Below are 25,263 nucleotides of genomic sequence, written 5' to 3'. Positions count from 1 at the left end.
TCTAGCTCTCGTCCGCCACGTCGGTGCTGCGCCGGTAGCCGTTCTGCCGGGGGCAGATGTGGCCCTCCGGGTCCAGCGGCTCACCGCACAGCGGGCACGGCTTCCGGCCGGCGCGCACCACCCGGTCGGCGCGCTCGGCGAACGCCCGCGCCGCGGCCGGGCTGAGGAACACGCGCACCGCGTCCGGGCCCTCCTCGGTGTCGTCGAGCACGACGGTCTCGTCGACCTCGCCCTCGGTCATCGCGAGCAGTTCGATGACGACCGCGCTGGTCTCGGCGTCCCAGCCGAGACCCATCGTGCCGACGCGGAACTCCTCCTCGACGGGCACCTCGAGCGGGTCGACGTCGACGAGGTCGTCGGGCACCGTCTCGGGTACCTCGGCGCCGAACCGCGCGACGATCTCCTCCAGCAGCGAGGCCAGGCGCTCGGCGAGCACCTGGACCTGCTGCTTCTCGATCGTCACGCTCACCGTGCGGACGTCCTCGGTGGCCTGCAGGTAGAAAGTGCGGTCGCCCGGTTCCCCGACGGTCCCTGCGACGAACCGGTCGGGCTGGCGGAAGACGTGGATTACACGAGCCATGGCACCCCCGACCCTATGTCACCGTTTCATGATCGGCATCCGCCGCCCCCGCTTGCATCTTAGTTAGAGTGCGGCGGTGGCTGAAACCGCGCCGTACGGCACCTGGACCTCTCCCATCTCCGCCGCCGACGTCGCCGCCGGGGGCGGCGGCGCGCAGTGGCTCGACGTCGTCGGCGGCACCGTCTGGTGGGCCGAGGCGCGCCCCGCCGAAGGTGGCAGGCTCGCGCTGGTCCGCGCTGGTCAGGACGGCGTGGAGGAGATGCTGCCCGCGCCGTGGAACGCCCGGAACCGGGTGCACGAGTACGGTGGCCGGCCGTGGGTGGTGATCGGCGGGACGCTGTTCTTCACGCACTGGGACGACCAGCGCGTCCACGCGCGTGACCTGGACGGCGGCGAGGTGGTTCCGGTCACACCCGAGCCCCCGGTGCCGCAGGGCGTCCGGTACGGCGACCTGCGTCCGGGTCCGGACGGCGCGGTGTGGGCGGTGCGCGAGACCAGCACCGGCCCGGCGCGCACCGACATCCGCCGTGACCTGGTCGCGCTGAGCGGCGGCGCGGTCGTGCCGCTCGCGGCGAGCCACCACTTCCTCACCGCGCCCCAGCTGTCCCCCGATGGCCGGCACGCCGCGTGGCTGGGCTGGGAGCACCCGGACATGCCGTGGGACTCGACCGAGCTGTGCGTGGCCGAGGTGCGGCCGGACGGCGGCCTCGGGCCGCACCGGGTGCTCGCCGGCGGGCCCGGGGTGTCGGTCTGCCAGCTCGAGTGGGAGGACCCCGGCACGTTGCTGGCGCTGCTGGACCCGGACGGCTGGTGGAACCTGCACCGGATCACCCTCGACGGCGTGGTCACGAACATCGCGCCGATGGCACGTGAGCTGGGCGGGCCGCTGTGGAAGATCGGGTCGAACTGGTTCGTCCCGCTGGGCGGCGGACGGCACGCGGTGCTCGACTCGGGGCGCCTGGCCGTCCTGGACGAGACCACCGGCGACCTGACGGTCGTGGCCGATCACCTCACGAGCTGGGCCGCGACGCTGGCCCGGCACGGCGACGGCGTCGCCGGGATCGCCGCCGGGCCGCGCCACGAGAGCGCGGTCGTGCACGTCGACCTGGACACCGCAGCGGTGACCGAGCTGACCGAACCGGTGCACCCCGCGCCGCCGGCGGAGTACCTGCCGGTGCCGCAGGAACGGACCTTCCCCGGCCCGGACGGCGTGCCGATCCCGGCCTACGTCTACCCGCCCGCCAACCCGGGCTTCACCGGCCCCGAGGGCGAGCGCCCGCCCTACCTGGTGCACGTGCACGGCGGTCCCACCGGCCGGGTCTCCGGCGATCTCGACCTCGACTTCGCCTACTTCACCAGCCGCGGCATCGGCGTCGTCGCGGTCAACTACGGCGGGTCGGTCGGCTACGGCCGCGCCTACCGGGAGCGGCTGCGCGAGCAGTGGGGTGCGGTCGACGTGCGCGACTGCGCCGCGGTCGCCGAAGCACTGGCCGCCGAGGGCACCGCCGACCCGGCGCGGCTGGCCATCCGGGGCGGCAGCGCGGGCGGCTACACGTCGGCGGCGTCGATGACGAGCGTGACCACCTACCGCGCGGCGACGATCAAGTACCCGATCCTCGACCTGGCCGGGTGGACCGGCGACGGCGGCGAAACCCACGACTTCGAATCCCGCTACGTGCTCGGGCTGGTCGGCCCGCTGCCGCGGACCCGCGACCGCTACGTGGAGCGGTCACCGCTGCGGCACGCGGACCGGCTGGCCGGGCCGGTGCTGCTGCTGCAGGGGCTCGACGACCAGATCTGCCCGCCCGAGCAGGCCGACCGGTTCGTGCGGGCGCTGGCCGGCAGCGGCATCCCGCACGCCTACCTGACGTTCGAGGGCGAACAGCACGGGTTCCGGCGGGCGGAGACGATGATCGCCGCGCTGGAGGCCGAGCTGTCGTTCTACGGGCAGGTGTTCGGCTTCGCCACACCCGGGGTGCCGGTGCTGGAGCTGCGCTCGTGACCACCGTCGCCCTCGTCGCCCCGGCCGGGCCGGTGCTGCCCGACCGGCTGGACCGGGCGCTGGCAGCGCTCGACGCGTGGGGTGTGCGGGTGCGGAACCTGGTCACGCCCGGCCCGGGGCACACCCCGTACCTGGCCGGGCCGGACGCGGCACGGGCGGAGGCGTTCACCGAGGCGTGGCTGGATCCCGAGGTGGACGTCGTGCTCGCCGCCCGCGGCGGCTACGGCACGCAGCGCATGCTCGACCTGCTCGACTGGGCCGCCCTGCGCGACGCCGGTCCCAAGGTGTTCGCCGGGTCCAGCGACGTGACGGCCCTGCACGCGGCGATCCACACGCACCTGGGGCTGCCGACCCTGTTCTCCCCCATGCCCGCCGGTGACCACTGGGACGAAGCCGGCGGCGAGCACCTGCGGCGGGCCCTGTTCACCCCGGGCCCGGTGACCCTGCCGGGCACCGAGGCAGTGGTGCCCGGCGCCGCACGCGGCCGGCTCACCGGCGGCAACCTGAGCCTGCTCGCCGCCGGTGTGGGCACCCGCGAGCACGGTGGCGCGCGGAACGCGATCGTGGTGCTGGAGGACGTCGCGGAGCCGGTCTACCGGCTGGACCGCATGCTCACCCAGCTGCTGCGGTCCGGCTGGTTCGCCGGGGTGGCCGGCGTCGTCCTGGGCACGTGGACCGGCTGCGGCGAGCCCACGGCCGTGCGGGCGGTGCTGGCGGACCGGCTCTCCGGCCTCGGGGTGCCGGTGCTCGCCGGGGTGCGCTTCGGGCACGTCGAGGGGTCACTGACCGTGCCGCTCGGGGTCGACGCGGTGCTGGACACGGCGGAGCTGAGGGTGACCACCCATGCGGCTTGATCCGCGGGATGCGCGGGACCGGTTCGCCACGGCACGGGTGGCCCGGCTGGCGACGGTGTCGGCGGCAGGCCGGCCGCACCTGGTGCCGGTGACGTTCGCGGTGTCCGGCGACGAGATCGTCTTCGCCGTCGACCACAAGCCGAAGACCACGACCGCCCTGCGGCGGCTGGCCAACATCGCGGCCCACCCCGCGGTCAGCTTCCTCGCCGACGCCTACGACGAGGACTGGACCCGCCTGTGGTGGTCCCGGGCGGACGGCACGGCCACCGTGGTGGAGTCCGCACCGGACGCGGTCGGGCTGCTGCGCGCGAAGTACGAGCAGTACGCGCGGAAGCCGCCGGCGGGACCGGTGGTGATCACGCGGGTCACGCGGTGGAGCGGCTGGGCTGGGAGCTGACGGCGCCGTCCTCGGCGACGAAGTCCGGCACGGCGGGCTCCCGCCGCCACGCGGCGAGCAGCCCGAGCGGGTCGGGACGCAGCAGCGACGCGGCCGCGTACACCGACAGCGCGATGACCGCCACGACGAACCACCAGTCGTAGAGGGCCTGCTGGCCCGTCGGGTAGTAGGCCAGCACCAGGAACGACGCCACGGCGACCACGATCGCCAGGTGCCTGCGCCGCCACGGGAACGCCGAGGCGATCACGAAACCCCAGGTCAGGTACCACGGCAGGGTCGGCGGGGCGAGGATCGCGGTGGCCAGCAGGGTCAGCGCCATCCGGAAGATCGCCTCGTTGCCGCCGTGGCGCGCCTTCCACCACTGCCGCGCACCGAACAACGCCAGCGTCGCCATCGCCAGCGCGCGGGCCACCGTTACGAACGGCGACTCCGGCACGGTGATCACCAGGTTCACCAGGGTGTGGACCAGCTGCCCGAGCCCGGTCGGGAAGTTCAGCCAGTTCGTGACCAGCGTCGGCGCCTGCAGGCCGGTCACCCAGCCCAGGTTGAACGAGCCGAGCGACACCGAGGTGCCGGCCACGAACACCACACCGAACAGGACCACCGAGATCCCGAGCGCCTGCAGGAAGTTGCGGACGCGGCTGGGGTGCGGCAGGTGGTTGGCCCACACCCACACCAGGAACGGCAGTGCGACCGCCGCGGTCGGCTTGATCAGCATGCCGATCGTGACCAGCACGATCGCCAGCGCGTGCTTGCGCTCCAGTGCGGCCAGCACCCCGATGGTGAGGAAGCCGAGCATCAGCAGGTCGTTGTGCGGGCCGCCGACGAGGTGGATGACCGTCATCGGGCTGGCGACCGCGAGCCACATCGTGACCGGCAGCTTCCCGCCGAGGTGCCGCACGAGGCGCGGCAGCGCCCACAGCATCATCGCCAGGCCGATCAACAGCAACAGCCGGGTCACGATGACGCCGGCGATCATGTTGTCGCCGGTCACCGAGACGACGCCCTTGGCGATGAGCAGGAACAGCGGACCGTACGGGGCGGGGGTGGTCTGCCAGACCGGGTGCACGTTCTGCACCACGTTCGGCAGCACCTTCAGCTCGGCCGGGCCGTGCGCGTACGGGTCCAGCCCGTGCAGCAGCTGCGCGCCCTGGCCGAGGTAGGAGAACACGTCGCGGGTGAACAGCGGCGGCGAGATCAGCAGCGGCGCCATCCAGCACATGGCCGCGATCAGGATCGGCCTGCTGCCGATGCGACCGGCGAGCATGTAGCGGCCCAGCCGCACCCACGCCCACACCACCAGCGCGAACCCGCCGTAGACCACCGCGGTGGCCAGCATCTGCCCGTGACCGAAGCGGACCCACGACAGCGGACCGTGCCCGAGGACCGGGTCCCGGATGAGGATGCCGCCCGCCCCGAGCGCACCCAGCAGCAGCAGGGTGCTGCCGAGCGTACCCATCGCGATCGTGCGGTACGGGAACTGCGAGGGCACGCGCACGCGCGTGCGCGGGTGCGCCTCCGCGGGCGCCCCGGGCGCGGGGTCAGTGGTGGTGGCCATTTCGTCCACGGAGATTACACACCGTTCCGGGTCGGGTTCCCGTCGGGAACGATGTTTCGCTGGCTGGAGGACACTCAGGACGGTAACGACTCGCGCGCGGTGCCGCCGGGCAGTGCCGCGAGCAGGGACTTGGTGTAGGCGTGCCGCGGGTCGAGCAGCACCTCCTCCACGGCCCCCTCCTCGACCAGCTCGCCCCGGTACATCACGGCGACCCGGTCGGCGATGTTCCAGGCCAGCCCGAGATCGTGGGTGATGACGAGCCCGGCCAGGCCGAGTTCGCGGCGCAGCCGCAACAGCAGCCCGAGGATCTCGCCACGCACGGAGGCGTCCAGGGACGCGACCGGTTCGTCGGCGACCAGCACACCGGGCCGCAGCGCGAGCGCACCCGCGATCACCACCCGCTGCCGCTGCCCGCCGGACAACTCGTGCGGCAGCCGGTGCAGGAAACGCCCGGCGGGCCGCAGTTCGGCCGCCTCGAGCGCCTCGGTGACGATCTGCCGTTCGTCACCGGGCAGCCGGTGGATGCGCGGCCCCTCGGCGACCGCCTCGTAGACGGTGTGCCGCGGGTTGAGCGCGCTGGCCGGGTCCTGCAGCACCAGCTGGACCTGCCGCCGGTACGCCTTGAGCGCGGCGCCGGAGGACGGCACCGGGGCGCCGTCGTAGCGCACCACCCCGGAGGTCGGCTTCTGCAGGCCGAGGAGCGTGCGGGCCAGGGTGGTCTTGCCCGAACCGGACTGGCCGACGAGCGCGACGATCTCGTTGCGCCGCACCCGCAGGTCCACCCCGGCGACCGCGTCGATGCGGGCGCCACGGCGGTCGCGGAAGCTGACGCGCAGGTTCTCCGCGGCCAGCAGCACGTCCGGCGGGGGCGGGTCCTCCGGTTCCGGGGGCAGCGGCGCGGTGGTCGCCGGGGCGAACCGGGCGGCGGGGTCGCCGACGGTGGGGAACGCGGCGGCCAGCGCCCGGGTGTGCTCGTGCGCGGGCGACCGCATCACCTCCGCCGACGGGCCTTCCTCGACGATCTGGCCGCGGTACATCACGGCGATGCGGGCGCAGGTCGCGGCGAGCACGGACAGGTCGTGACTGATCATGACCAGGCCCAGGCCGTGCTCGGCGACCAGGCGGCCGAGCAGGTCGAGCACCTGGGCCTGCACGATCACGTCGAGCGCGGTGGTCGGTTCGTCGGCGATGATCAGCCGCGGTCGGCAGGCCAGGGCCATCGCGATCATGACGCGTTGTTTCTGACCGCCGGAGAGCTCGTGCGGGTACGCCCCGGCACGCGAGGGCGGCAGGTCGACCGATTCGAGCAGTTCCGCCACCCGCCGGCCGGCGTCGCGCACGGACGGGTCGTGCAGCCGGATCGGCTCGGCGATCTGGTCCCCGATGGTGCGGACCGGGTTGAGCGCGTGCATGGCGCCCTGGAACACCACCGACGCCTGCGCCCACCGCACCGCGCGCAGCCGTCCCCAGCGCATCGTGGTGACGTCCTCGCCGTCGAGCAGGATCTCCCCGGTCACCGTCGCGGACCTGGGCAGCAGCCGCAGCACGCTCATGGCGACCGTGGACTTGCCCGAGCCGGATTCGCCGGCGATGCCGAGCGTCTCCCCCGGTTGCAGGGTCAGGCCGACGCCGCGCACGGCCTCGAGGTCGCCGTAGGAGACGGCGAGGTTCTTCAGTTCCAGCAGCGGGCTCACGCGTGCTCCCCCTTCAGCCGCGGGTTGAGCACGGTCTCCAGCGCGCGTCCGGCGAGGGTGAACGACAGCACGATCACCACGATCGCCAGGCCGGGCGGGATCAGGTACCACCACGCTCCTCCGGTGACGGCGCCCGAGGACAGGGCGCGCTGCAGCATCTGGCCCCACGAGGGTGCGGACGGGTCGCCGAGGCCGAGGAAGGACAGCGTGGACTCGGCGATGATCGAGTTGCCCACCACGAGCGTGGTGTTGGCCAGCACCAGCGGCAGCACCCCGGGCAGCACGTGCTTGCCGACGACGTGCAGGTGCCCGCCGCCCAGCGCCCGGGCGCGCTCGATGTAGGGCCGGGACTCGATGGTCAGGGTCTGGGCCCGCACCAGCCGGGCCGTGGTGGGCCACGAGGTCACGCCGACCGCCACGATGATCGTCGGCACCCCGTGCGGCAGCACCGTGGACAGTGCGATCGCCAGCACCAGCGACGGCAGCACCAGGAAGAAATCGGTGAACCGCATGAGCAGGCCGGACACCCAGCCGCCGAAGTGCGCGGCGGCGACCCCGACCACGGTGCCGATGAGCACCGACAGGATCGTGGCGGCGAACCCGACCAGCAGGGACACCCGCGCGCCCCACAACGTCAGCAGCAGCACCGAACGGCCGTCGATGTCGGTGCCCAGCGGGAACCGCCCGCCGGGTGGCTGCAAGGGCTTTCCGGGCGCGTTGACCACGTCCAGCCCGGCCGGGTCGGTGATCACCGGCGCCAGCACGGCCAGCAGCACCACCAGGACCAGGACCCCGAGACCGGCCAGGCCGCCGCGGTCCGCGGCGAACTCGCGCCACACCGCGGCGACCGCGGCGCGGCGGCGCCGCCAGGCGATCGCCGCCGGCGCGGTGGGTGTGGAGGGCGTGGAGGGCGCGGTCACTGGGCACGCACCCGGGGGTCGAGCACGCGGTAGAGCACCTCGGCGATCAGGTTCATCACGATGACCGAGCCGGCCATGACCACGAACACTCCTTGCAGCAGCGGCAGGTCCGGCACCCGCAGCGCCTCGTAGGTGAGCAGCCCCAGCCCGGGCCAGGAGAACACGGTCTCGACCGTGACGGTGCCGGACACCACCAGGCCGAACTGGAGGAACACCAGCGTCACCGTGGGCAGCAGCGCGTTGGGCACCGCGTGGCGGCGGCGCACCAGGTCCTCCCGCAGGCCCTTGGCGCGGGCGGTGGTGAGGTAGTCGGCGTTCATCTCGCCCAGCAGCGACGAGCGCATCACCAGCATGTACTGGGCGTAGATCACCGCGAGGAGCGTGACGCACGGCAGCACCAGGTGGTGGGCGACGTCGAGCAGCTGCGGGAGGAACTCCGGCGGGGTGGCCGGCGACCGCATGCCGCCGCTGGGGAACGCGCCCTGGGTGGCGATGAGCAGCAGCAGGCCCAGCCAGAACTGGGGCATCGACCACAGCGTCAGCGCGATCCCGGTCTGGGTCCGGTCGAACAGGCTGCCGCGCCGCCACGCCGCCCGCACCCCGAGCCACAACCCGAGGGCGACCGCCAGCACCGTGGCGGTGCCGACCAGCAGCAGCGTCGGGCCCAGCCGCTCGCCGATGAGCGCGGACACCGGCCGGTTGTAGCCGTAGGACGTGCCCAGGTCACCGCGCAGCAGCCCGCTCAGGTAGTCCAGGAACTGCTGGTAGAGCGGCTTGTCCACGCCGAGCCGGGCACGCAGCTGCGCCAGCTGGTCGGGGCTGGTCGGCCGGTCCCGGGTCAAGGTGGTGACCGGGTCACCGGGGATCATCCGGAACAACAGGAAGCCCAGGGCCACCACCAGCAGCAGGCTGCCTGCCGCGCCACCGAGCTTGCCGAGCAGGAACCGGGCCGTGCCGGTGCCGCGGCGGGGCTCGTCGAGCTCCGCCGCGGCGGTCGAAACCGCGTTCGTCACGCCTACTCCTGGTCGTCGGCGGACTTGCGGCGCCGCCCGGCGGCGGTGCCGCCGATGGCGAGCACGACCACGACACCGGCGGCGATGCCGATCCACGCCCCGGGGGACAGCCCACCGCTGCCGTTGGAGCCGCCGCCGGCGGGCGTGGCGCCGTAGAAGCCCCAGTAGCCGCTCTGCTCCATGATCTGCCCGGTGTTCGCGGGCTGCTTCGTGAAGCTCGCGAAGTTGTCCGAGCGGTAGGCCTCCAGCACGTTGTCGTAGTCGAGGACCACGCTGGGCACCTGGTCGTAGTAGCGGGCCTGCGCCTGCTTGACCAGGTTCGCGCGCCGGCCCGGGTCGAACTCGGTGCTCTCGGCGGCGTAGAGGCGGTCGAAGTCGGCGTCGCAGAAGAAGGCGGTGCTACTGCTGCTGCCGGGCACGGCGGGCAGCGCGGCGCAGGTCTGCTTGGACAGGATGTAGTCCGGGTCGGGGCTGGTGCCCCAGCCGGAGAACGCGAGGTCGTAGTTGCCCTCGTTGGTGCGCTGGTCGACCTCGTTGTCCGAGACCAGCTGCTTGGTGACGCGGATGCCGACGGCCCCGAGCCAGCTCACCACGTAGTCGGAGGCGCGCTGGGCGAAGTCCTCGCTGGCGCGGCCGAGCAGCCGCAGCTCGATCGGCTTGCCGTCCGGGCCGACGCGGGTGCCGTCGTTGCCCCGCGGGTAGCCGGCCTGGTCGAGCTGGGCGTTGGCGGCGGCGGGGTCGAAGGCGTAGCGCTGGTTCGCCGGCGGATCCCAGTGGTAGGCCGGGAAGGAGGCGGGCACGATGCCGCCGCCGGGCTGGCCGTAGCCGCCGAGCACCTTGTCCACCAGGGTCTGCGGGTCCAGGGCGCGCGCGATCGCCTGCCGCACGCGGACGTCCTTGAGCACCGGGTTGCCGTCACCGATCGGCTGCCGGGACAGCAGCTGGGCACCGTGGTTGATCATCAGCTCGCGGTAGCGGCGGCCGCCGGCCTGGTTGGTGGCGATCCCCGGGGCGTTCTTCAGCGTGTCGAATTGGGTCGAGGTGAGCCGGTTGACGAAGTCGACCTCGTTGTTCTTGAGCGCGTTGACCGCGGCCTCGGAGTTCTTGTAGCTGATGAACTGCAGCTCGTCGATCTTGGCCCGGCCGCGCCAGTAGTCCGGGTTGGCCTTGAGCCGGACCAGTTCGTTCGGGCGGTACTCGCTGATCAGGAACGGGCCGTCGCCGACGCCGACCACGGGCACCGAGTCGGTGACCGGGTCGCTCATGGCCGCCTGGTGGGACCAGATGTGCTCGGGCACGATCGGCACGTCCAGCGCGGTCATGCTGGCCTGCGGCGCCTTCGTCCGGATGACCAGGGTGTGGTCGTCGGGCGCGGTGACCGAGTCGAAGTTCTCCACGTAGGTGCCGTTGGCCTCCTGCGCGTTCTCGTCGGTCATGATCCGCGTGAAGGTGTAGGCGGCGTCTTTCGCGGTCACCGGCTGCCCGTCGGACCACTTCACGCCGTCGCGGATCTTGTACGTCCAGGTCAGCTTGTCCGGCGAGGTGGACCACGACTCGGCGAGACCCGGCGCCGGGGTGCTGTCCTCCGCCGAGGGCAGGGTGAGGAACTCCCAGGTCATCCGGCCGACCATGGTGCTGGAGGCGAACGAGGCGAGGAACGGGTTCAGGTGGTCGATCTCCTGCACCAGCGCCACGCGCAGCACCTTGCCGCCCTGCTGCTGGGCCTGGGCCGCCGGCACGAACGGGCCCGCCACGAGCAACGCGGCTCCGGCCACCGTGATGCTCTTGACCCACCGCGTTCGTCTCCGGAAGCGCATCCCCACTGGTTCCCACCTCTCTGGCTGATTCCGAGACCGGAAAGTAACCACTTACCGGCCTGCGGAGTCAACGACTCACGCACGCCGTTGCCGAGCCGTGACGTAAGGTCTGGACCATGCGGATCATGATCTCGGCGGACATGGAGGGCGCCACCGGTGTCACCTGGACCGACGACGTGGTGCCGGGCACCGAGCAGTGGCAGCGGTTCCGGCGCCTGTTCACCGGCGACGTGAACGCGGTGGTCCGCGGCCTGTACGACGGAGGCGCGAGCGACGTGCTGGTCAACGAGGCGCACTCGTCGCAGCGCAACCTGCTGCTGGAGGAGCTCGACGAGCGGGCGCGGCTGCTGACCGGGCGGCACAAGCCGCTGTCGATGATGCAGGGCATCGACAGCGGCGTGGACGGCGTGGTGTTCCTCGGCTACCACGCCGGCGCCGGGGTGGACGGCGTGCTGTCGCACACCTACCTGGAGAACCAGATCACCGGGGTGTGGCTGGACGGCGAACCGGCCGGTGAGGGCCGGCTCAACGCCGCGCTGGCCGCCGAACACGGCGTGCCGGTGCTGCTGGTGTCCGGGGACGACCGGACGTGCGCGGACGCGGCGAGCTACGCGCCGGGCGCCGAACTGGTCGCGGTGAAGGAGTGCGTGAGCCGGTACGCGGCCATCTGCCTGCCCCCGGCGCGCACCGCCGAGATGCTGACCGCGGCCGCGCGGGCGAGCATGGACCGAGCGGTGCGGACACCGGCCACGGCCGCCGCGCACCGCATCGAGGTCGAGTTCGACGCGACCCACCTGGCGCAGGCCGCCGCGGTGGTGCCGACCGTCGAGCAGACCGGCGTCCGCCGGGTCGGCTTCGAGGCCGCCACGATGACCGAAGCGATGAAGGCGTTCAAGGTGGTCACGGCGATCGCCGCGGGCGCGGTGCAGGGGAAGTATGGCTAACGTCGAGAGTTTGTGCGCGCAGCTGCTGCGGTTCGACACCACCAACCGCGGCCACGGCGACGCCGAGGGCGAGCGGGACGCGGCGGAGTTCGTCGCGGGCGTGCTCGCCGGTGCCGGGATCGAGCCGCTGATCCTGGAGTCCGCTCCGCGGCGGACCAACGTGGTCGCCCGCGTCCCGGGTACCGACCCGACCCTGCCCGCGCTGCTGGTGCAGGGGCACCTGGACGTGGTGCCGGCCGACGCCGCGGACTGGACGGTGCCACCGTTCGCCGGGGAGATCCGGGACGGCTACCTGTGGGGCCGGGGCGCGGTGGACATGAAGGACTTCATCGCGATGGTGCTGTGCGCGCTGGCGGACGGGCTGACGCCACGGCGCGACCTGGTGCTGGCGTTCGTCGCCGACGAGGAGGACCGCGGCGAGTACGGGGCGCACTGGCTGACGGCTGAGCACCGCGACCTGTTCGACGGGTGCGTGGCGGCGATCAGCGAGTCCGGCGGCTACACCTACCACGTACCGGCCGCGGACGGGTCGGTCAAACGGCTCTACCCGGTGGGCACCGCCGAACGCGGCACCGCGCACATGCGGCTGACCGCGCGGGGCCGGGCGGGGCACGCATCCCGCCCCAACCACGAAAACGCCGTGGTGCGCCTGATCGACGCGCTGCACCGGATCGCGGCGCACGCCTGGCCCGTCACGCTGACCCCGACGGTGGAGGCGTTCCTGGTCCGCACCGGCGAGGCGCTGGGCGTCGAGGTCGATCTGTCCGATGTGGAAGGCACGGTGGCGCGGCTCGGACCGGCGGCGAAGCTGGTGGAGCCGACCATCCGCAACAGCACCACCCCGACGATGCTGGACGCCGGGTACAAGGTGAACGTGATTCCGAGCCTGGCCCAGGCGCAGATCGACACCCGGACGCTGCCGGGCACCGAGGAGCAGCTGCTGGCCGGGCTCGACGAGCTGCTGGGGCCGGACATCACACGCGAGTTCGTGGCCAACCAGCCGGCGGTGCAGGCACCGGTGGACTCGCCGTGGTTCTCCGCGATGGCCGACGCGTTGCGCGCACAGGACCCGGACGCGGTGGTGGTGCCCTATTGCATGGGTGGCGGCACCGACGCGAAGGCGTTCAGCCCGCTGGGCATCGCCTGCTACGGCTTCGCACCGCTGTGGCTGCCCGAGGGCTTCCCCTACCGGGCGATGGCGCACGGTGTCGACGAGCGGGTTCCGGTAAAGGGTTTGCACTTCGGCAAGCAGGTGCTGGAGCATTTCCTGACACACTGCTGACCGGCCGCTGGGAGCAACACGACCGCCCTGAATGCTCTCGACGTCACCGCCCGCGTCGAGGCGGGTCACTGCGAGGTGGCGAGTGTGGTCGTCCTGGTGCGGCGTTCCGGGGCGGTGGTCACGGCGATCGCGATCACCGCGGCCGCCAGTACCGCCGCGGCGGGCCCGAGCCACAGCGGCCCTGCGGTCGCGAGCACAATCCCACCCAGGCCGGCGCCGATGGCGGTACCGATGTAGTTCATCGAGCCGTTGAGACTCAGCGCGACCGCGGCGAGATCACCACCGGCGTCGAAAACCCGGTTCTGCTGGGGGATGAACAGCGAGGACCCCAGCACGCCCAGAACGAACAGGACGGCCAGCGTGGGCACGAACCAGTGCTGGACGACGGCGAGCAACCCGGAGGCCAGCGCGACGATGCCGAGCCCGGCCACGATCACCGACAGCGAGGCGAACCGGTCGGCGAACAGCCCGACGAGCCGGTTGCCCAGGAAAGAGCCCGCACCGTAGACCAGCAGAGCGACGAGGATGGCGTTGTCGCTGCCCGGGGAGCTGATGCCGACCACCGCCGAGGCGTAGGCGGCCAGCAGGAACAACGGCGCCAGCACCAGAGCACTGACCGCAAGCAGCACCAGGATCCGCGGATTCACCAGCACCGTGAGCCGGTCCCGCATCGTGGTGGCCGGCAGGGTGATCGACGGAACGAACAGCCCGGCCAGCACCGCGGCGACCACCGCCAGCGCGACGATCGTCCACAAGGTACCGCGCCAGCCCCAGACCCGACCGATCAGCAGCCCGAACGGCACCCCGAGAACGGCCGCGAGGCTGGAACCCGCGCCGATCACCGCGAACGCCCGGGCCCGCCGATCAGGCGGCGCGAGCACACCGGCCACGGCGAACGCGTTGGCCTGGAACGCGGCCGCTCCGAGCGCGGCGACGACCCGCCCGGCCAGCACGACCCCATACGTGGGCCCGGCAGCCTGCAGCACCATCCCGAGCAGGAACGAGACCATGCCCGCGCCGATGACGATCCGGCGGTCCAGCCGCCCGGTGAGGGTCGCGATGACCGGCGATCCCACCGCGTAGGAGACGGCGAACACGGTCGTCAGCTGTCCGGCGGTCGCCACGCTCACCGCCAGGTCCGACGAGATCTCGGGAAGCAGCCCCGGCATTACGAAACCGTCCACCCCGAGCACGAACGTGCCCACAGCGAGGATCACCAGACGCCAGGCCCACTTATCATTCGATGCTTGTCGAATCGTCACACCGAGAAGCGTAGACTATGATTTGATAGTGGTCAAAGCGTCGAAAGGAGTCCCCCGTGTCCCGGACGCTTCCTGAGCCGTCGATCGACTCGCTGGACCTGACCGTCATCCTCAGCGCGCTGGCCGATCCGAGCAGGCGGGCATTGCTGACCGCGATGTACCGGGCCCCCGAACCCGTCGACTGCGCGGTACTGGTGGAACAGACCGGCCTGGGCCTGAGCAACCCGACGATCTCGCACCACTACCGGATACTGCGCGAGGCCGGGCTCACCCGCACGGTCGTCGAGGGGCGCAAACGAGTGGTCCGCGTCCGCCGGGAAGACCTCGAAAGGCGGTTCCCGGGCCTCCTCGAAGCGATCCTCAACGCCCCCGACCGCGCCGCCGCCGCGGCGAACTAACTCCCCACCCCGGAACTCCCGGAAAGAACTCGTGACAGGGGCACCCCGAGGCCCGGAAGACACGACCCGTGAAGCGATCGAAGGACTCACGGTCGAAGTGTTCGCAGAACGCGGAATCAGCCCGGACAACATGGTCCCGCCGCAGGTCCCCGCGTGTGGTCGCGCTCGGCTGCGACAGATCTTCGGGCCCACGCTCCAACTCGCCATGACCTGTCCCGTGGTCAGCCAGGCCGGGTGAGCCGGGCACGCCCGGTTGCCGAATCCGCGACCGCGGCGTTCACCCGACTCTGTCCGGTTCGGGGCCGCCGTGGCGCGCCCGCTTGACGACCGGCCCGGCGCGCGTTTCGCTGCGTGGATGGTCCGAACCATTCGCGCGCTGGCCGTCGTCCTGCTGATCACATGCCTGGCACCCGCCCCGCCCGCCGGGGCACAGGCGGGCGGGACGTTCGCGTCGTCGTTCGAACCGGGTGATCCGGCGCCCGCGGTGGACACCGTCGAGACCGGACCGGACGGCCGGCCGCGGACCTCCGGGGTCACCGGCGCCGCCGGTTCGGCCATCCCCGGTGACGTGCGCGGCCTGGCCACGGGCGCGACCGCGAGCGCGGAGAACACCGGCACCGGGGAGGTCGCGGCCAACGTCCTGGACGGCAGACCGGAGTCGAAGTGGCTCGCGTTCTCCCCCACCGGGTGGGTGCAGGCCGCGTTCGCCGAACCGGTCACCATCACCCGGTACGGGCTCACCTCGGCCGACGACGCCCCGGAGCGTGACCCGCGGGACTGGGCGCTGCTCGGTTCCGACGACGGCACCACGTGGACCACGCTGGACACCCGGACCGGCCAGACGTTCGGCGCCCGGTTCGAGGCCAGGGAATTCCGGCTCGCCGCGGCCGCCACCCACCGCTTCTACCGGCTGGACATCACCGCCAACCACGGCGCCGGCAGCGTGCAGCTGGCCGAGCTGCTGCTCGCCGGGGACCAGCCCGCCCCGCTGCCGCCCGGCATGCGGTCCTATCCGGACAGTGGCCCACCCGCCGGGTACACCAGCAAGCCGCACACCGGGTTCACCGGGCTGCACGCCTACCACTACGGCGGCACCCAGACCGCGCCGCACGGCTACTCCTGGAACACGGTGTTCGACGTGGACATCCCGGTCCGCGCGGACACCGAGCTGTCCTACACGGTGTTCCCCGAACTCATCGGCGACGACCCGGCGTACCGGAGCACGCACGTCGCGGTGGACCTGGCCTTCACCGACGGCACCCACCTGTCCGACCTGGGCGCGGCCGACCAGTACGGCTTCCCGGTGTCCCCGCGCGGCCAGGGCGCGGCGAAGTCGTTGTACGTCGAGCAGTGGAACCGCATCCGCTCCGCCCTCGGCACGGTCGCACGCGGCAAGACCGTGGCACGCATCCTCCTCGCCTACGACAACCCGGACGGGGGCGGTGCGTTCGGCGGCTGGGTCGACGACATCCGGCTCGGCCCCGCCGCGCCGCAGGCCCGCGTCACCCACCTGTCCGACCACGTGCTCACCACCCGCGGCACCAACGCCAACAGCACGTTCAGCCGCGGCAACAACTTCCCGGCCACCGCGGTCCCGCACGGCTTCAACTTCTGGACCCCGGTCACCGACGCCGGGGCGACGGACTGGCTCTACCGCTACCAGGAGGGCAACGACGCGCGGAACCGGCCGGCGTTGCAGGCGCTGGCGCTGTCCCACGAGCCGAGCCCGTGGATGGGCGACCGGCAGACCTTCCAGGTGATGCCCTCGGCCGCGACCGGCGTGCCGGACGGCGACCGGGCCGCACGGGCGCTGTCGTTCGACCACGCCCGCGAGACCGCGAAACCGCACTACTACGGCGTGGAGTTCGACAACGGCATCCACGCCGAGATCGCGCCGGCCGACCACGCCGCGATGTTCCGGTTCACCTTCCCGGGCCCCGACGCGAGCCTGATCTTCGACAACGTCACCGACGCGGGCGGACTGGCCCTCGACCCGGCGGGCGGCACGCTGTCCGGGTTCACCGACGTGCGCAGCGGCAACTCGGCCGGCGCCGGGCGGATGTTCGTCTACGCCACCTTCGACCGGCCCGCCACCGCCGGCTCGATGCTGCCCGGGCAGGGCCGGGACCACGTCCGCGGGTACCTGCGGTTCGACCCGGCCCGCGCCGGCACGGTGACCATGCGGATCGCGACCTCCCTGATCAGCCTGGAGCAGGCGCGGCGGAACCTGGAACAGGAAATTCCGGCCGGCACCGCGTTCGACACCGTCCGCGCGGCCGCCCAGGCCGCATGGGACCGCGCGCTGGGGGTGATCGAGGTGCAGGGCGCGAGCGCCGACCAGCTGACCACCCTCTACTCGAACCTGTACCGGCTGTTCCTCTACCCCAACTCCGGTTTCGAGAACGTCGCCCCCACGCGGCACGCCTACGCCAGCCCCGTCTCACCCAGGACCGGTCCGGACACCCCGGTGCAGACCGGGGCGAAGGTGGTGGACGGCGAGATCTACGTCAACAACGGGTTCTGGGACACCTACCGCACCGCCTGGCCGGCCTATTCGCTGCTGTCGCCCGGCATGGCCGGGAAGATGATCGACGGGTTCGTCCAGCAGTACCGCGACGGCGGGTGGATCGCCCGCTGGTCCTCGCCCGGCTACGCCAACCTGATGACCGGCACCAGCTCCGACGTCGCCTTCGCCGACGCCTACCTCAAGGGCGTGCGCGGATTCGACGTGCACGCCGCCTACGACGCGGCGATCCGCAACGCCACCGTGGCGCCGCCGAACGACAACGTCGGCCGCAAGGGGCTGGAGCAGTCGATCTTCCTCGGCTACACCCCGACGTCGACCGCCGAGGGCATGTCGTGGGCGATCGAGGGCTACCTCAACGACTTCGGCATCGCGAACCTGTCCCGCAAGCTCGCCGACGAGGCGGCGCCGGACGACCCGCGGCGCCGCGAGTACGCCGACAACGCGGCCTACTTCCGGGACCGGGCGCTCAACTACGTGCACGTGTTCGACCCGGCCGCCGGGTTCTTCCAGGGCCGCAACGCCGACGGCACGTTCCGCGTCCCGGCGGACCGGTACGACCCGCGGGTGTGGGGCTACGACTACACCGAGACCGACGGCTGGAACATGGCCTTCACGGTGCCGCAGGACGGGCAGGGTCTGGCGAACCTCTACGGCGGCCGGGAGGCGCTGGCCCGCAAGCTGGACCAGTTCTTCGCCACCCCGGAGACCGCCGGGTTCCCCGGCGCCTACGGCGGGCTGATCCACGAGATGCGCGAGGCCCGCGACGTGCGGATGGGCCAGTACGCCCACAACAACCAGCCCAGCCACCACATCCTCTACATGTACGACTACGCCGGGCAGCCGTGGAAAACGCAGGCCGGGGTGCGGGAGGCGTTGTCCCGGCTCTACCTGGGCAGCGAGATCGGGCAGGGCTATCCCGGCGACGAGGACAACGGCGAGATGTCGGCGTGGTACGTACTCAGCGCGCTCGGGATCTACCCGCTGCGGATGGGCAGCCCGGAGTACGCCGTCGGCTCACCGCTGTTCACCAAGGCCACCGTGCACCTGGAGAACGGCCGTGACCTGGTGATCAACGCGCCGGAGAACAACGCCCGCAACGTCTACGTGCAGGGCCTGCGGGTCAACGGACAGGCCTGGACCTCCACCGCGCTGCCGCACGACGTGCTCGCCGCGGGCGGCACGCTGGACTTCGCGATGGGGCCGGCCCCGTCGCGCTGGGGTACCGGGGCGGCGGACGCGCCACCCTCGCTCACCCGGGGCGACCAGCCGCCGCGGCCACCGGCGGACCTGACCGTGCCGGGCGGGTCACCGCTGTTCGACAACACCTCGGCCACCCAGGCCCGGCCGCTCACGACGGTCGACTGCCCGGTGCCCGGGCCGGTGACGGCCACCTCCTACACCCTCACCTCCGGCGCGGAGGCGGGCGACCCGAGCGGCTGGGTGCTCGAGGGCTCGGCCGACGGGCGGACCTGGACGCCGCTGGACACCCGGTCCGGGCAGACGTTCCCCTGGCGCCGGCAGACCCGCGCCTTCACCGTCGCCGCGCCCGGCGCCTACGCCCACTACCGGCTGCGGATCACCGGCAGCAGCGGCGGCGCGCCCGGGCTGGCCGAGGTGGAGCTGCTCGGCGGGAAGTGAGCGGCGCCGCCCGTTACGGTAGGCGACGTGAGCCGGACCCACTTCTTCTCGTCGTTCGAGGCCGGGGATCCGCTGCCCCGCGCCGGTGCCGTCGTCACCGTCGGCTCGGGCCCGGAGCGCGCACCGGCGGCCAAGTCCGGTGCCGGGTTCACCGGGGCGCGGGCCGCCCGCTACACGGCCGGCGAAGCCGCACGTCACGTGCTGTTCGAAATGGACGCCGAGATCGGCCCGGACACCGAGCTGTCCTATGTGGTCTTTCCGGAGGCCGACGCCGGGCCCAGCTGGCGCAGCACGTTCGTGGCGCTGGCGGTGGAGCTGGACGACGGCACCCTGGTGGGCGGATCGGCCCGGAGCGCCGGGGAGTCCAAGACGCTCTACCTGGACCAGTGGAATGCGGTGCACCACGCGCTGGCCGGGGCCGCGGGCCGCGTGGCGCGGGCGATCGTGCTGCTCGTCGAGCCACCACCGGGCGAGCCGGTGTCGGGCTGGATCGACGACGTCCGGCTGGCCGACGTACCGCCACCCGGCCCGCGTGACCCGGTCGACTGGGTGCGCACCACCCGCGGCACGCAGTCGAGCAACGAGATCTCGCGCGGCAGCACCTTCCCGGCCACCGCCGTGCCGCACGGGTTCAACTTCTGGACCCCGGTGACCGATGCCGGGTCCACCACCTGGCTGTACGAGTACCACCGGCGCAACAACGCCGACAACCGGCCGGCGCTGCAGGCGTTCGCGGTCAGCCACCAGCCGAGCCCGTGGATGGGCGACCGCCACTCCTTCCAATTCCTGCCGGGAATCGGTCCGGTGACCGTGGACCGGGCCGCCCGGGCCCTGCCGTTCACGCACGACGACGAGACCGACCGGCCGCACCACTACGGCGTGCGCTTCGACAACGGCATCACCGTCGACCTCACCCCCACCGACCACGCCGCGCTGGTCCGGTTCACCTTCCCCGGCGAGGGCGGGTGGGTGCTGTTCGACAACGTCGACCGGCGTGGCGGGCTGCGCGTCGACCCCGCACGCGGGGTGGTCACCGGGCACACCTGGGCCCGGAGCCGGCTGTCCGCGGGGGCGCGGCGGATGTTCGTCCACGGCACGTTCGACCGGCCCGCCACCGGTGGCCGCCGGCTGCGGTGGCCGAACACCGGGTACCTGGCGTTCGGCGAACCGCGGGTCGAGCTGCGGATCGCCACCTCGCTGATCAGCCTGGACCAGGCCCGCCGCAACCTCGAGCAGGAGATCCCGGCCGGCACCACGTTCGAGCAGGTCCGCGAACGCGCCCGCGCGGCGTGGCAGGACGTGCTAGGCCGCGTCGAACTCGACGGCGCCACCCCGGACCAGCTCACCACCTTCTACTCCAACCTGTACCGGCTGTTCCTCTACCCGAACTCGGCGCACGAGCAGACCCCGAGCGGGATGCGCCACGCCAGCCCGGTGCGGCGCCGGTGGCGGCCCAGCACCCGCACCCGGACCGGAGCGCACGTCGTGGACGGGCCGATGTCGGTCAACCACGGCTTCTGGGACACCTACCGCACGGTGTGGCCGGCACTCGCGCTGCTGTCGCCGCGCCGCTGCGGTGAGCTGATCGAGGGGTTCGTGCAGCAGTTCCGGGAGGGCGGGTGGATCGCCCGCTGGTCCTCCCCCGGCTACGCCGACCTGATGACCGGCACCAGCTCCGACGTCGCCTTCGCCGACGCCTGGTTGCGCGGGGTGCGCACCTTCGACGTGCAGGCCGCCTACGACGCGGCGATCCGCAACGCCACCGTCACCCCACCGGACCGCGGCGTCGGGCGGAAGGGCCTGCACGAGTCGATCTTCCTCGGCTTCACCCCGCTGACCACCCACGAAGGCCTGTCCTGGGCGCTGGAGGGCTGCCTCAACGACTTCGGCCTGGCGAACCTGTCCGAGGCGCTGCACGCGCGGACCGGCCGGGCGGAACACCGGGACAACGCGCGCTACTTCCGGCAGCGGGCGCTGGCGTACGTGCGCCACTTCGACCCGCGCACCGGGTTCTTCCAGGGCCGGCACCGCGACGGCCGGTGGCGCTGGGAACCCGGACACTACGACCCGGCGCTGTGGGGGTTCGACTACACCGAAACCAACGGCTGGAACACGCGGTTCTCGGTGCCGCACGACGGCGCCGGGCTGGCGAACCTGCTCGGCGGCCGCGCCGCGCTGGAGTCCGCACTGGACACGTTCTTCGCCACCCCGGAAACCGGTCGCGCGCCCGGCTCCTACGGCGGGATCATCCACGAGATGACCGAGGCGCGCGACGTCCGGCTCGGCCAGTACGGGCATTCCAACCAGCCCAGCCACCACATCCCGTGGATGTACTGCCACGCCGGAGCCGCGGCCAAGTCGCAGGCTCTCGTGCGGGAGGTGCTCACGCGCTGCTACCTGGGCAGCGAGATCGGGCAGGGTTATCCCGGTGACGAGGACAACGGCGAGATGTCGGCCTGGTACGTCCTCGCCGCGCTCGGGCTGTACCCGCTGGCGGTGGGCAGCCCGGGCTACGTGGTCACCGCACCGCTGTTCGAGCGGGCCCGGCTGCGCCTGGAGAACGGCCGGACGGTGACGATCAGCGCACCCGGCGCCCAGCCGTACGTGCGGGGCCTGACCATCGACGGCCGGCCGCACACCTCCACCTGGCTGTCGCACGAGGAACTGGCCGGCGCCGAGCACCTGGAGTTCGACGTCACCGGCACGCCCACCGGCTGGGGCACGCCACCACCGTCGCTGACCGGGGGCGACGCGCCACCGGCACCACTGACCGACGTCACCGGCACGGGCACCTGCGACGACGGCACCGACGTCACCGCGTTGTTCGCCGACACCACCGCCGGCCAGGTCACGTTCCGCTCCCGCACCCCGGTGATCGAGTGCGCGGTGCGCGAACCCGCGCCGGTCGAGCTGTACACCCTGACCTCCGCCGCACGCGGTGGCGACCCGAGCGACTGGGTGCTGGAGGGCACGATCGACGGGAGGTCCTGGGTGCGGCTGGACGAGCGGCGCGGGGAGGTGTTCCGGTGGCGGCGCCAGACCCGGCCGTTCTCCGTCGCCGAGCCGGGGCCCTACCGGGCCTACCGCCTGCGGATCACCGCGGCGACGGGGCGGCGCACCGCGCTGACCGAATGGGAACTGCTCGGGAGCCGGGTATGAGGTTCGCGAAGGTGGCCCTGGACCGGCTGGTCGCCACCGACCCGGGCCTGGTGCGGCTACGGCTGGCCGGCATCGCGGTCGGCGGCATCGTGCTGTCGATCATCGTGCTGGTGCTGCTCGGCCGTCCGCTCCCGGCGATCATGGTGGCCTCGATCGCGGCGATGAACTCGGCGTTCAGCGTCAACGACAAGACCGAGAAGGACCAGGCGATCACGCTGGTGCTGGTCCTGTTGTGCGGGTCGGCCTCGCTCACGGTCGCCGCGTTCGGCGCCGCCGTGCCGCTGCTGGATCCGGTCCTGTTCGTGCTGCTGATCTTCCTCGCGGTCTACGCGCAGCGGTTCGCGCCCCGCGGCACGGCGATGGGCGCGTTGTCGTTCTTCATGTTCTTCTTCGCGATGTTCCTCGCGATCCACCCCAGCCAGCTACCCCAGTACCTCCCGGCGCTGGCGGTCGGCCTGGCCGCGAACGCCGTGATGCGGTTCGGGGTGCTGCGGCGGCGGCCGGAGGCCGAGCTGCTGCGCGCCCGGCGCGCGTTCCGCGCCCGGATCAGCGCGGTCGTGCGGGCCGCGGCCGCGTCACTGGCCAGCGGCGGCAGCGAGTGGCGGATCACCCAGCTGCGCAAGGCCGACACCCGCCTGCACGAGGCGGTGCTCATGATCGAGGACACCATCGGCGACCTGTTCGACGAGACCGGCACCCAGCTGCTGCGCCGCCGGCTGCTCGCCGTGGAACTGGCCTGCCAGTGGCTCGCGATCACGGTGCGCCGCGCCAGCGAGGCGGCGGACCTGCCCGATGACGTCCGGGCCGACCTGGTGGCGGGCCTGCTGCGGCTGGACTCGCTGATCGAGCGCGATCCGCGGGAGCTGCCGGTGATCAGCGAGACCGCGGAGTTCAGCAAGATGCTGGTCGCGGGCAGCCGCCTCGCCGACCGCACCGCGCCGGGTGACGAGGTGCGCCGCGCGATCGCGGAGCTGGCGCTGGCCGACGTCAACGCCCAGCGCGTGGCCGAGCGGGACTACTCGGCCGAGACCGAGCTGCCCGGGCAGGGTGAGGACGAGCGCGCCGGGACCGGCGAGCCGGGCGAGCCGACCGGGTCTGCGGAGGCTTCCGGGTCCAGCACGGTCTTCGCCTACGACAACCGCACCCGCAGCGCGATCCAGGCCATGGTGGGTGGCGGGCTGGCGGTGCTGGGCGGGGAGCTGCTGTCCCACGCACGCTGGTACTGGGCGGTCCTGACGGTGTTCGTGGTGTTCCTCAACACCTCGACCGCCGGGGCCACGTTCGTGAAGGGGTTCCGCCGGGTCACCGGCACGCTGGCCGGGATCTTCGGCGGCATGCTGCTCGCGCTGCTGGTCAGCGGCAACACGGCCGCCACCGTGGCGCTGCTGCTGGTGTGCGTGTTCTGCCTGGTCTACGTGGCGCGGGTGTCGCAGCTGATGATGGCGTTCTTCATCACCTGCATGCTGGGCGTGCTCTACAGCCTGCTCGGCACGTTCAGCGTCGAGGTGCTGTGGCTTCGGGTCGCCGAGACGGCGGTCGGCGCGGCGGCCGGGCTCGTCGCGGCGGTCCTGGTGGTGCCGGTGCGCACCCGCACCGTGATGGTGTCCGACATCGACACCGCACTGGTGAACCTGTGCGAGTTCCTGGCCGGCGCGGAAGCGCTGCTGTCCGGGCGGGAGAACGTGAACGTGATCGAACTGTCCCGGGAGCTGGACCGCTCGGTGGAGAAGGTGCGCGCCACGATCGAGCCGCTGACCCACCCGATCAGCCTCGCCAGCCGCCGCGACTACGGCTGGTACGTGCTGAGCACCCTGGACCGGCTCGCGTTCCGGGCGCGGCAGGTCGCCGCCCGCGCCGAACCGGGCCTGCTGCCCGCCGACGACCGGCTGACCGCGCTGATCGAGCGGATCAGCCGCAACATCGACGTGATCCGCGACGCCCTGGACGGGGACGAGCGCCGCACGCTGACCCGCAACACCAGCGCACCCGACGTCCACGAGGCGGACAACGCGCAGGCACGCTCCGTGCTCACCAGTCTGGGCCGGATGGAGGCCGGGACCGTCGCACTGGGCAGGGCGTTCGAGGTTCCGGTGACCGACTCGACTCGATCGGTTCAGCAGAACGTGAGCCGACGCACCACGTCAGTGCAGGCAGAGGGCGATAAGGTCACGAGCACAAGCCAGAATTCCGTCCGCAGGAGTACGCAATGACCCAAGCCCCCGTCAACGTCACCGTAACCGGCGCCGCCGGCCAGATCGGCTACGCGCTGCTGTTCCGCATCGCGTCCGGTCAGCTGCTCGGCCCGGACACCCCGGTGAAGCTGCGGTTGCTGGAGATCCCGCAGGCGGTCAAGGCGGCCGAGGGCACGGCGCTCGAGCTGGAGGACTGCGCGTTCCCGCTGCTGGCCGGCACCGACATCTTCGACGACGCGAAGCGGGCCTTCGAGGGCACCAACATCGCGCTGCTGGTGGGCGCCCGCCCGCGCACCAAGGGCATGGAGCGCGCCGACCTGCTGGAGGCCAACGGCGGCATCTTCAAGCCGCAGGGCGAGGCGATCAACGCCGGGGCCGCCGACGACGTCCGCGTGCTGGTGGTCGGCAACCCGGCCAACACCAACGCCCTGATCGCGCAGTCGCACGCGCCCGACGTCCCGGCCGAGCGGTTCACCGCGATGACCCGCCTGGACCACAACCGCGCCGTGGCCCAGCTGGCGAAGAAGCTCAACGCGCCGGTGAGCGAAATCCGCAAGCTCACGATCTGGGGCAACCACTCCGCCAGCCAGTACCCGGACGTCTTCCACGCCGAGGTCGGCGGCCGGAACGCCGCCGAGGCCGTGAACGACGAGAAGTGGCTGGCGGAGGAGTTCATCCCGCGCGTGGCCAAGCGCGGCGCCGAGATCATCGAGGCCCGGGGCGCGTCCTCGGCCGCGTCGGCCGCCAACGCCGCCATCGACCACATCCACACCTGGGTCAACGGCACCGCCGAGGGTGACTGGACCTCGATGGCCGTCCCGTCCGACGGCTCCTACGGGGTGCCGGAGGGCCTGATCTCGTCGTTCCCGGTCGTCTGCAAGGGCGGCAAGTACGAGATCGTGCAGGGCCTGGAGATCAACGAGTTCTCCCGCGGCCGCATCGACGCGTCCGTCGCGGAGCTCACCGAGGAGCGCGAGGCCGTGAAGAAGCTCGGCCTGATCTGAGGCCGTCGCGTCATCGGAGGGC

General features: G+C 72.5%; 17 protein-coding genes. 10 read left to right on the top strand and 7 right to left on the bottom strand.

Annotated features, from left to right (window positions below; translation table 11 throughout):
- Nucleotide 1: 1 nt before the first annotated feature.
- On the bottom strand, nt 2–580 hold the full coding sequence (locus tag FHX45_RS01610) for a DUF3090 domain-containing protein (protein ID WP_167096255.1): 579 nt from the start codon (nt 578–580) through the stop codon (nt 2–4).
- A 76-nt stretch (nt 581–656) separates the two neighbouring features.
- Here FHX45_RS01610 and FHX45_RS01605 point away from each other — a divergent pair, with 76 nt between their 5' ends.
- Genes FHX45_RS01605 through FHX45_RS01595 form a run of 3 tightly spaced genes read left to right on the top strand, consistent with a single transcriptional unit; the run spans nt 657 to nt 3,833 of the window.
- Nucleotides 657–2,582 (top strand): prolyl oligopeptidase family serine peptidase, encoded by a 1,926-nt coding sequence (locus FHX45_RS01605; RefSeq protein ID WP_167096254.1) that lies wholly within the window; start codon nt 657–659, stop codon nt 2,580–2,582.
- A complete protein-coding gene (locus FHX45_RS01600; protein WP_167096253.1) occupies nt 2,579–3,436 on the top strand; it encodes an LD-carboxypeptidase in 858 nt (285 codons plus the stop codon). Before FHX45_RS01605 ends, FHX45_RS01600 begins: the two co-directional genes overlap by 4 nt.
- Nucleotides 3,426–3,833 carry a TIGR03668 family PPOX class F420-dependent oxidoreductase gene (locus FHX45_RS01595; RefSeq protein ID WP_167096252.1) on the top strand — a complete coding sequence of 136 codons (408 nt, stop codon included), beginning with the start codon at nt 3,426–3,428 and terminating at the stop codon, nt 3,831–3,833. The genes FHX45_RS01600 and FHX45_RS01595 overlap by 11 nt, the downstream gene beginning before the upstream one ends.
- Here FHX45_RS01595 and mptB read toward each other — a convergent pair.
- The 5 genes from mptB to FHX45_RS01570 all read right to left on the bottom strand — a co-directional run bounded on the left by mptB (nt 3,802) and on the right by FHX45_RS01570 (nt 10,835).
- Nucleotides 3,802–5,391, bottom strand: coding sequence for a polyprenol phosphomannose-dependent alpha 1,6 mannosyltransferase MptB (mptB, locus tag FHX45_RS01590; RefSeq protein WP_167096251.1), 1,590 nt, complete (start codon nt 5,389–5,391; stop codon nt 3,802–3,804). The two genes, FHX45_RS01595 and mptB, sit on opposite strands and share 32 nt — an antisense overlap.
- Before the next feature lie 74 nt (nt 5,392–5,465).
- Nucleotides 5,466–7,085, bottom strand: a complete 1,620-nt coding sequence (nikE, locus tag FHX45_RS01585; protein WP_167096250.1) for a nickel ABC transporter ATP-binding protein NikE — start codon at nt 7,083–7,085, stop codon at nt 5,466–5,468.
- A complete protein-coding gene (locus FHX45_RS01580) occupies nt 7,082–8,005 on the bottom strand; it encodes an ABC transporter permease (protein ID WP_341771303.1) in 924 nt (307 codons plus the stop codon). The genes nikE and FHX45_RS01580 overlap by 4 nt, the downstream gene beginning before the upstream one ends.
- Nucleotides 8,002–9,018, bottom strand: a complete 1,017-nt coding sequence (locus FHX45_RS01575) for an ABC transporter permease subunit (RefSeq protein WP_167096249.1) — start codon at nt 9,016–9,018, stop codon at nt 8,002–8,004. The genes FHX45_RS01580 and FHX45_RS01575 overlap by 4 nt, the downstream gene beginning before the upstream one ends.
- A gap of 2 nt (nt 9,019–9,020) precedes the next feature.
- A complete protein-coding gene (locus FHX45_RS01570) occupies nt 9,021–10,835 on the bottom strand; it encodes an ABC transporter substrate-binding protein (protein WP_167108198.1) in 1,815 nt (604 codons plus the stop codon).
- A gap of 116 nt (nt 10,836–10,951) precedes the next feature.
- Here FHX45_RS01570 and FHX45_RS01565 point away from each other — a divergent pair, with 116 nt between their 5' ends.
- Entirely contained in the window at nt 10,952–11,779 is an 828-nt protein-coding gene (locus tag FHX45_RS01565) for a M55 family metallopeptidase (protein ID WP_167096248.1), read from the top strand.
- On the top strand, nt 11,772–13,061 hold the full coding sequence (locus FHX45_RS01560) for a M20/M25/M40 family metallo-hydrolase (protein WP_167096247.1): 1,290 nt from the start codon (nt 11,772–11,774) through the stop codon (nt 13,059–13,061). The genes FHX45_RS01565 and FHX45_RS01560 overlap by 8 nt, the downstream gene beginning before the upstream one ends.
- A gap of 65 nt (nt 13,062–13,126) precedes the next feature.
- Here the strand turns inward: FHX45_RS01560 and FHX45_RS01555 are convergent, their stop codons facing one another.
- The gene (locus tag FHX45_RS01555; protein ID WP_341771302.1) at nt 13,127–14,323 is read right to left on the bottom strand and encodes an MFS transporter; all 1,197 of its coding nucleotides are present in this window, start codon (nt 14,321–14,323) and stop codon (nt 13,127–13,129) included.
- Between the two features lie 56 nt (nt 14,324–14,379).
- Here FHX45_RS01555 and FHX45_RS01550 point away from each other — a divergent pair, with 56 nt between their 5' ends.
- The 5 genes from FHX45_RS01550 to FHX45_RS01530 all read left to right on the top strand — a co-directional run bounded on the left by FHX45_RS01550 (nt 14,380) and on the right by FHX45_RS01530 (nt 25,241).
- Entirely contained in the window at nt 14,380–14,721 is a 342-nt protein-coding gene (locus FHX45_RS01550) for a helix-turn-helix domain-containing protein (RefSeq protein WP_167096246.1), read from the top strand.
- Between the two features lie 355 nt (nt 14,722–15,076).
- Entirely contained in the window at nt 15,077–18,886 is a 3,810-nt protein-coding gene (locus FHX45_RS01545; RefSeq protein WP_167096245.1) for a GH92 family glycosyl hydrolase, read from the top strand.
- Between the two features lie 27 nt (nt 18,887–18,913).
- On the top strand, nt 18,914–22,045 hold the full coding sequence (locus FHX45_RS01540; protein ID WP_167096244.1) for a GH92 family glycosyl hydrolase: 3,132 nt from the start codon (nt 18,914–18,916) through the stop codon (nt 22,043–22,045).
- Complete coding sequence (locus FHX45_RS01535; protein ID WP_167096243.1) at nt 22,042–24,255, top strand: FUSC family protein; 2,214 nt, start codon at nt 22,042–22,044, stop codon at nt 24,253–24,255. The genes FHX45_RS01540 and FHX45_RS01535 overlap by 4 nt, the downstream gene beginning before the upstream one ends.
- Nucleotides 24,252–25,241: a malate dehydrogenase gene (locus FHX45_RS01530; protein ID WP_167096242.1), complete on the top strand. Its 990-nt coding sequence runs from the start codon at nt 24,252–24,254 to the stop codon at nt 25,239–25,241. The genes FHX45_RS01535 and FHX45_RS01530 overlap by 4 nt, the downstream gene beginning before the upstream one ends.
- Nucleotides 25,242–25,263 lie beyond the last annotated feature (22 nt).

The organism is Amycolatopsis granulosa (genome assembly GCF_011758745.1).
Taxonomy (GTDB): Bacteria; Actinomycetota; Actinomycetes; order Mycobacteriales; family Pseudonocardiaceae; genus Amycolatopsis_E; species Amycolatopsis_E granulosa.
This window is presented reverse-complemented; position numbering and strand designations above follow the sequence as displayed.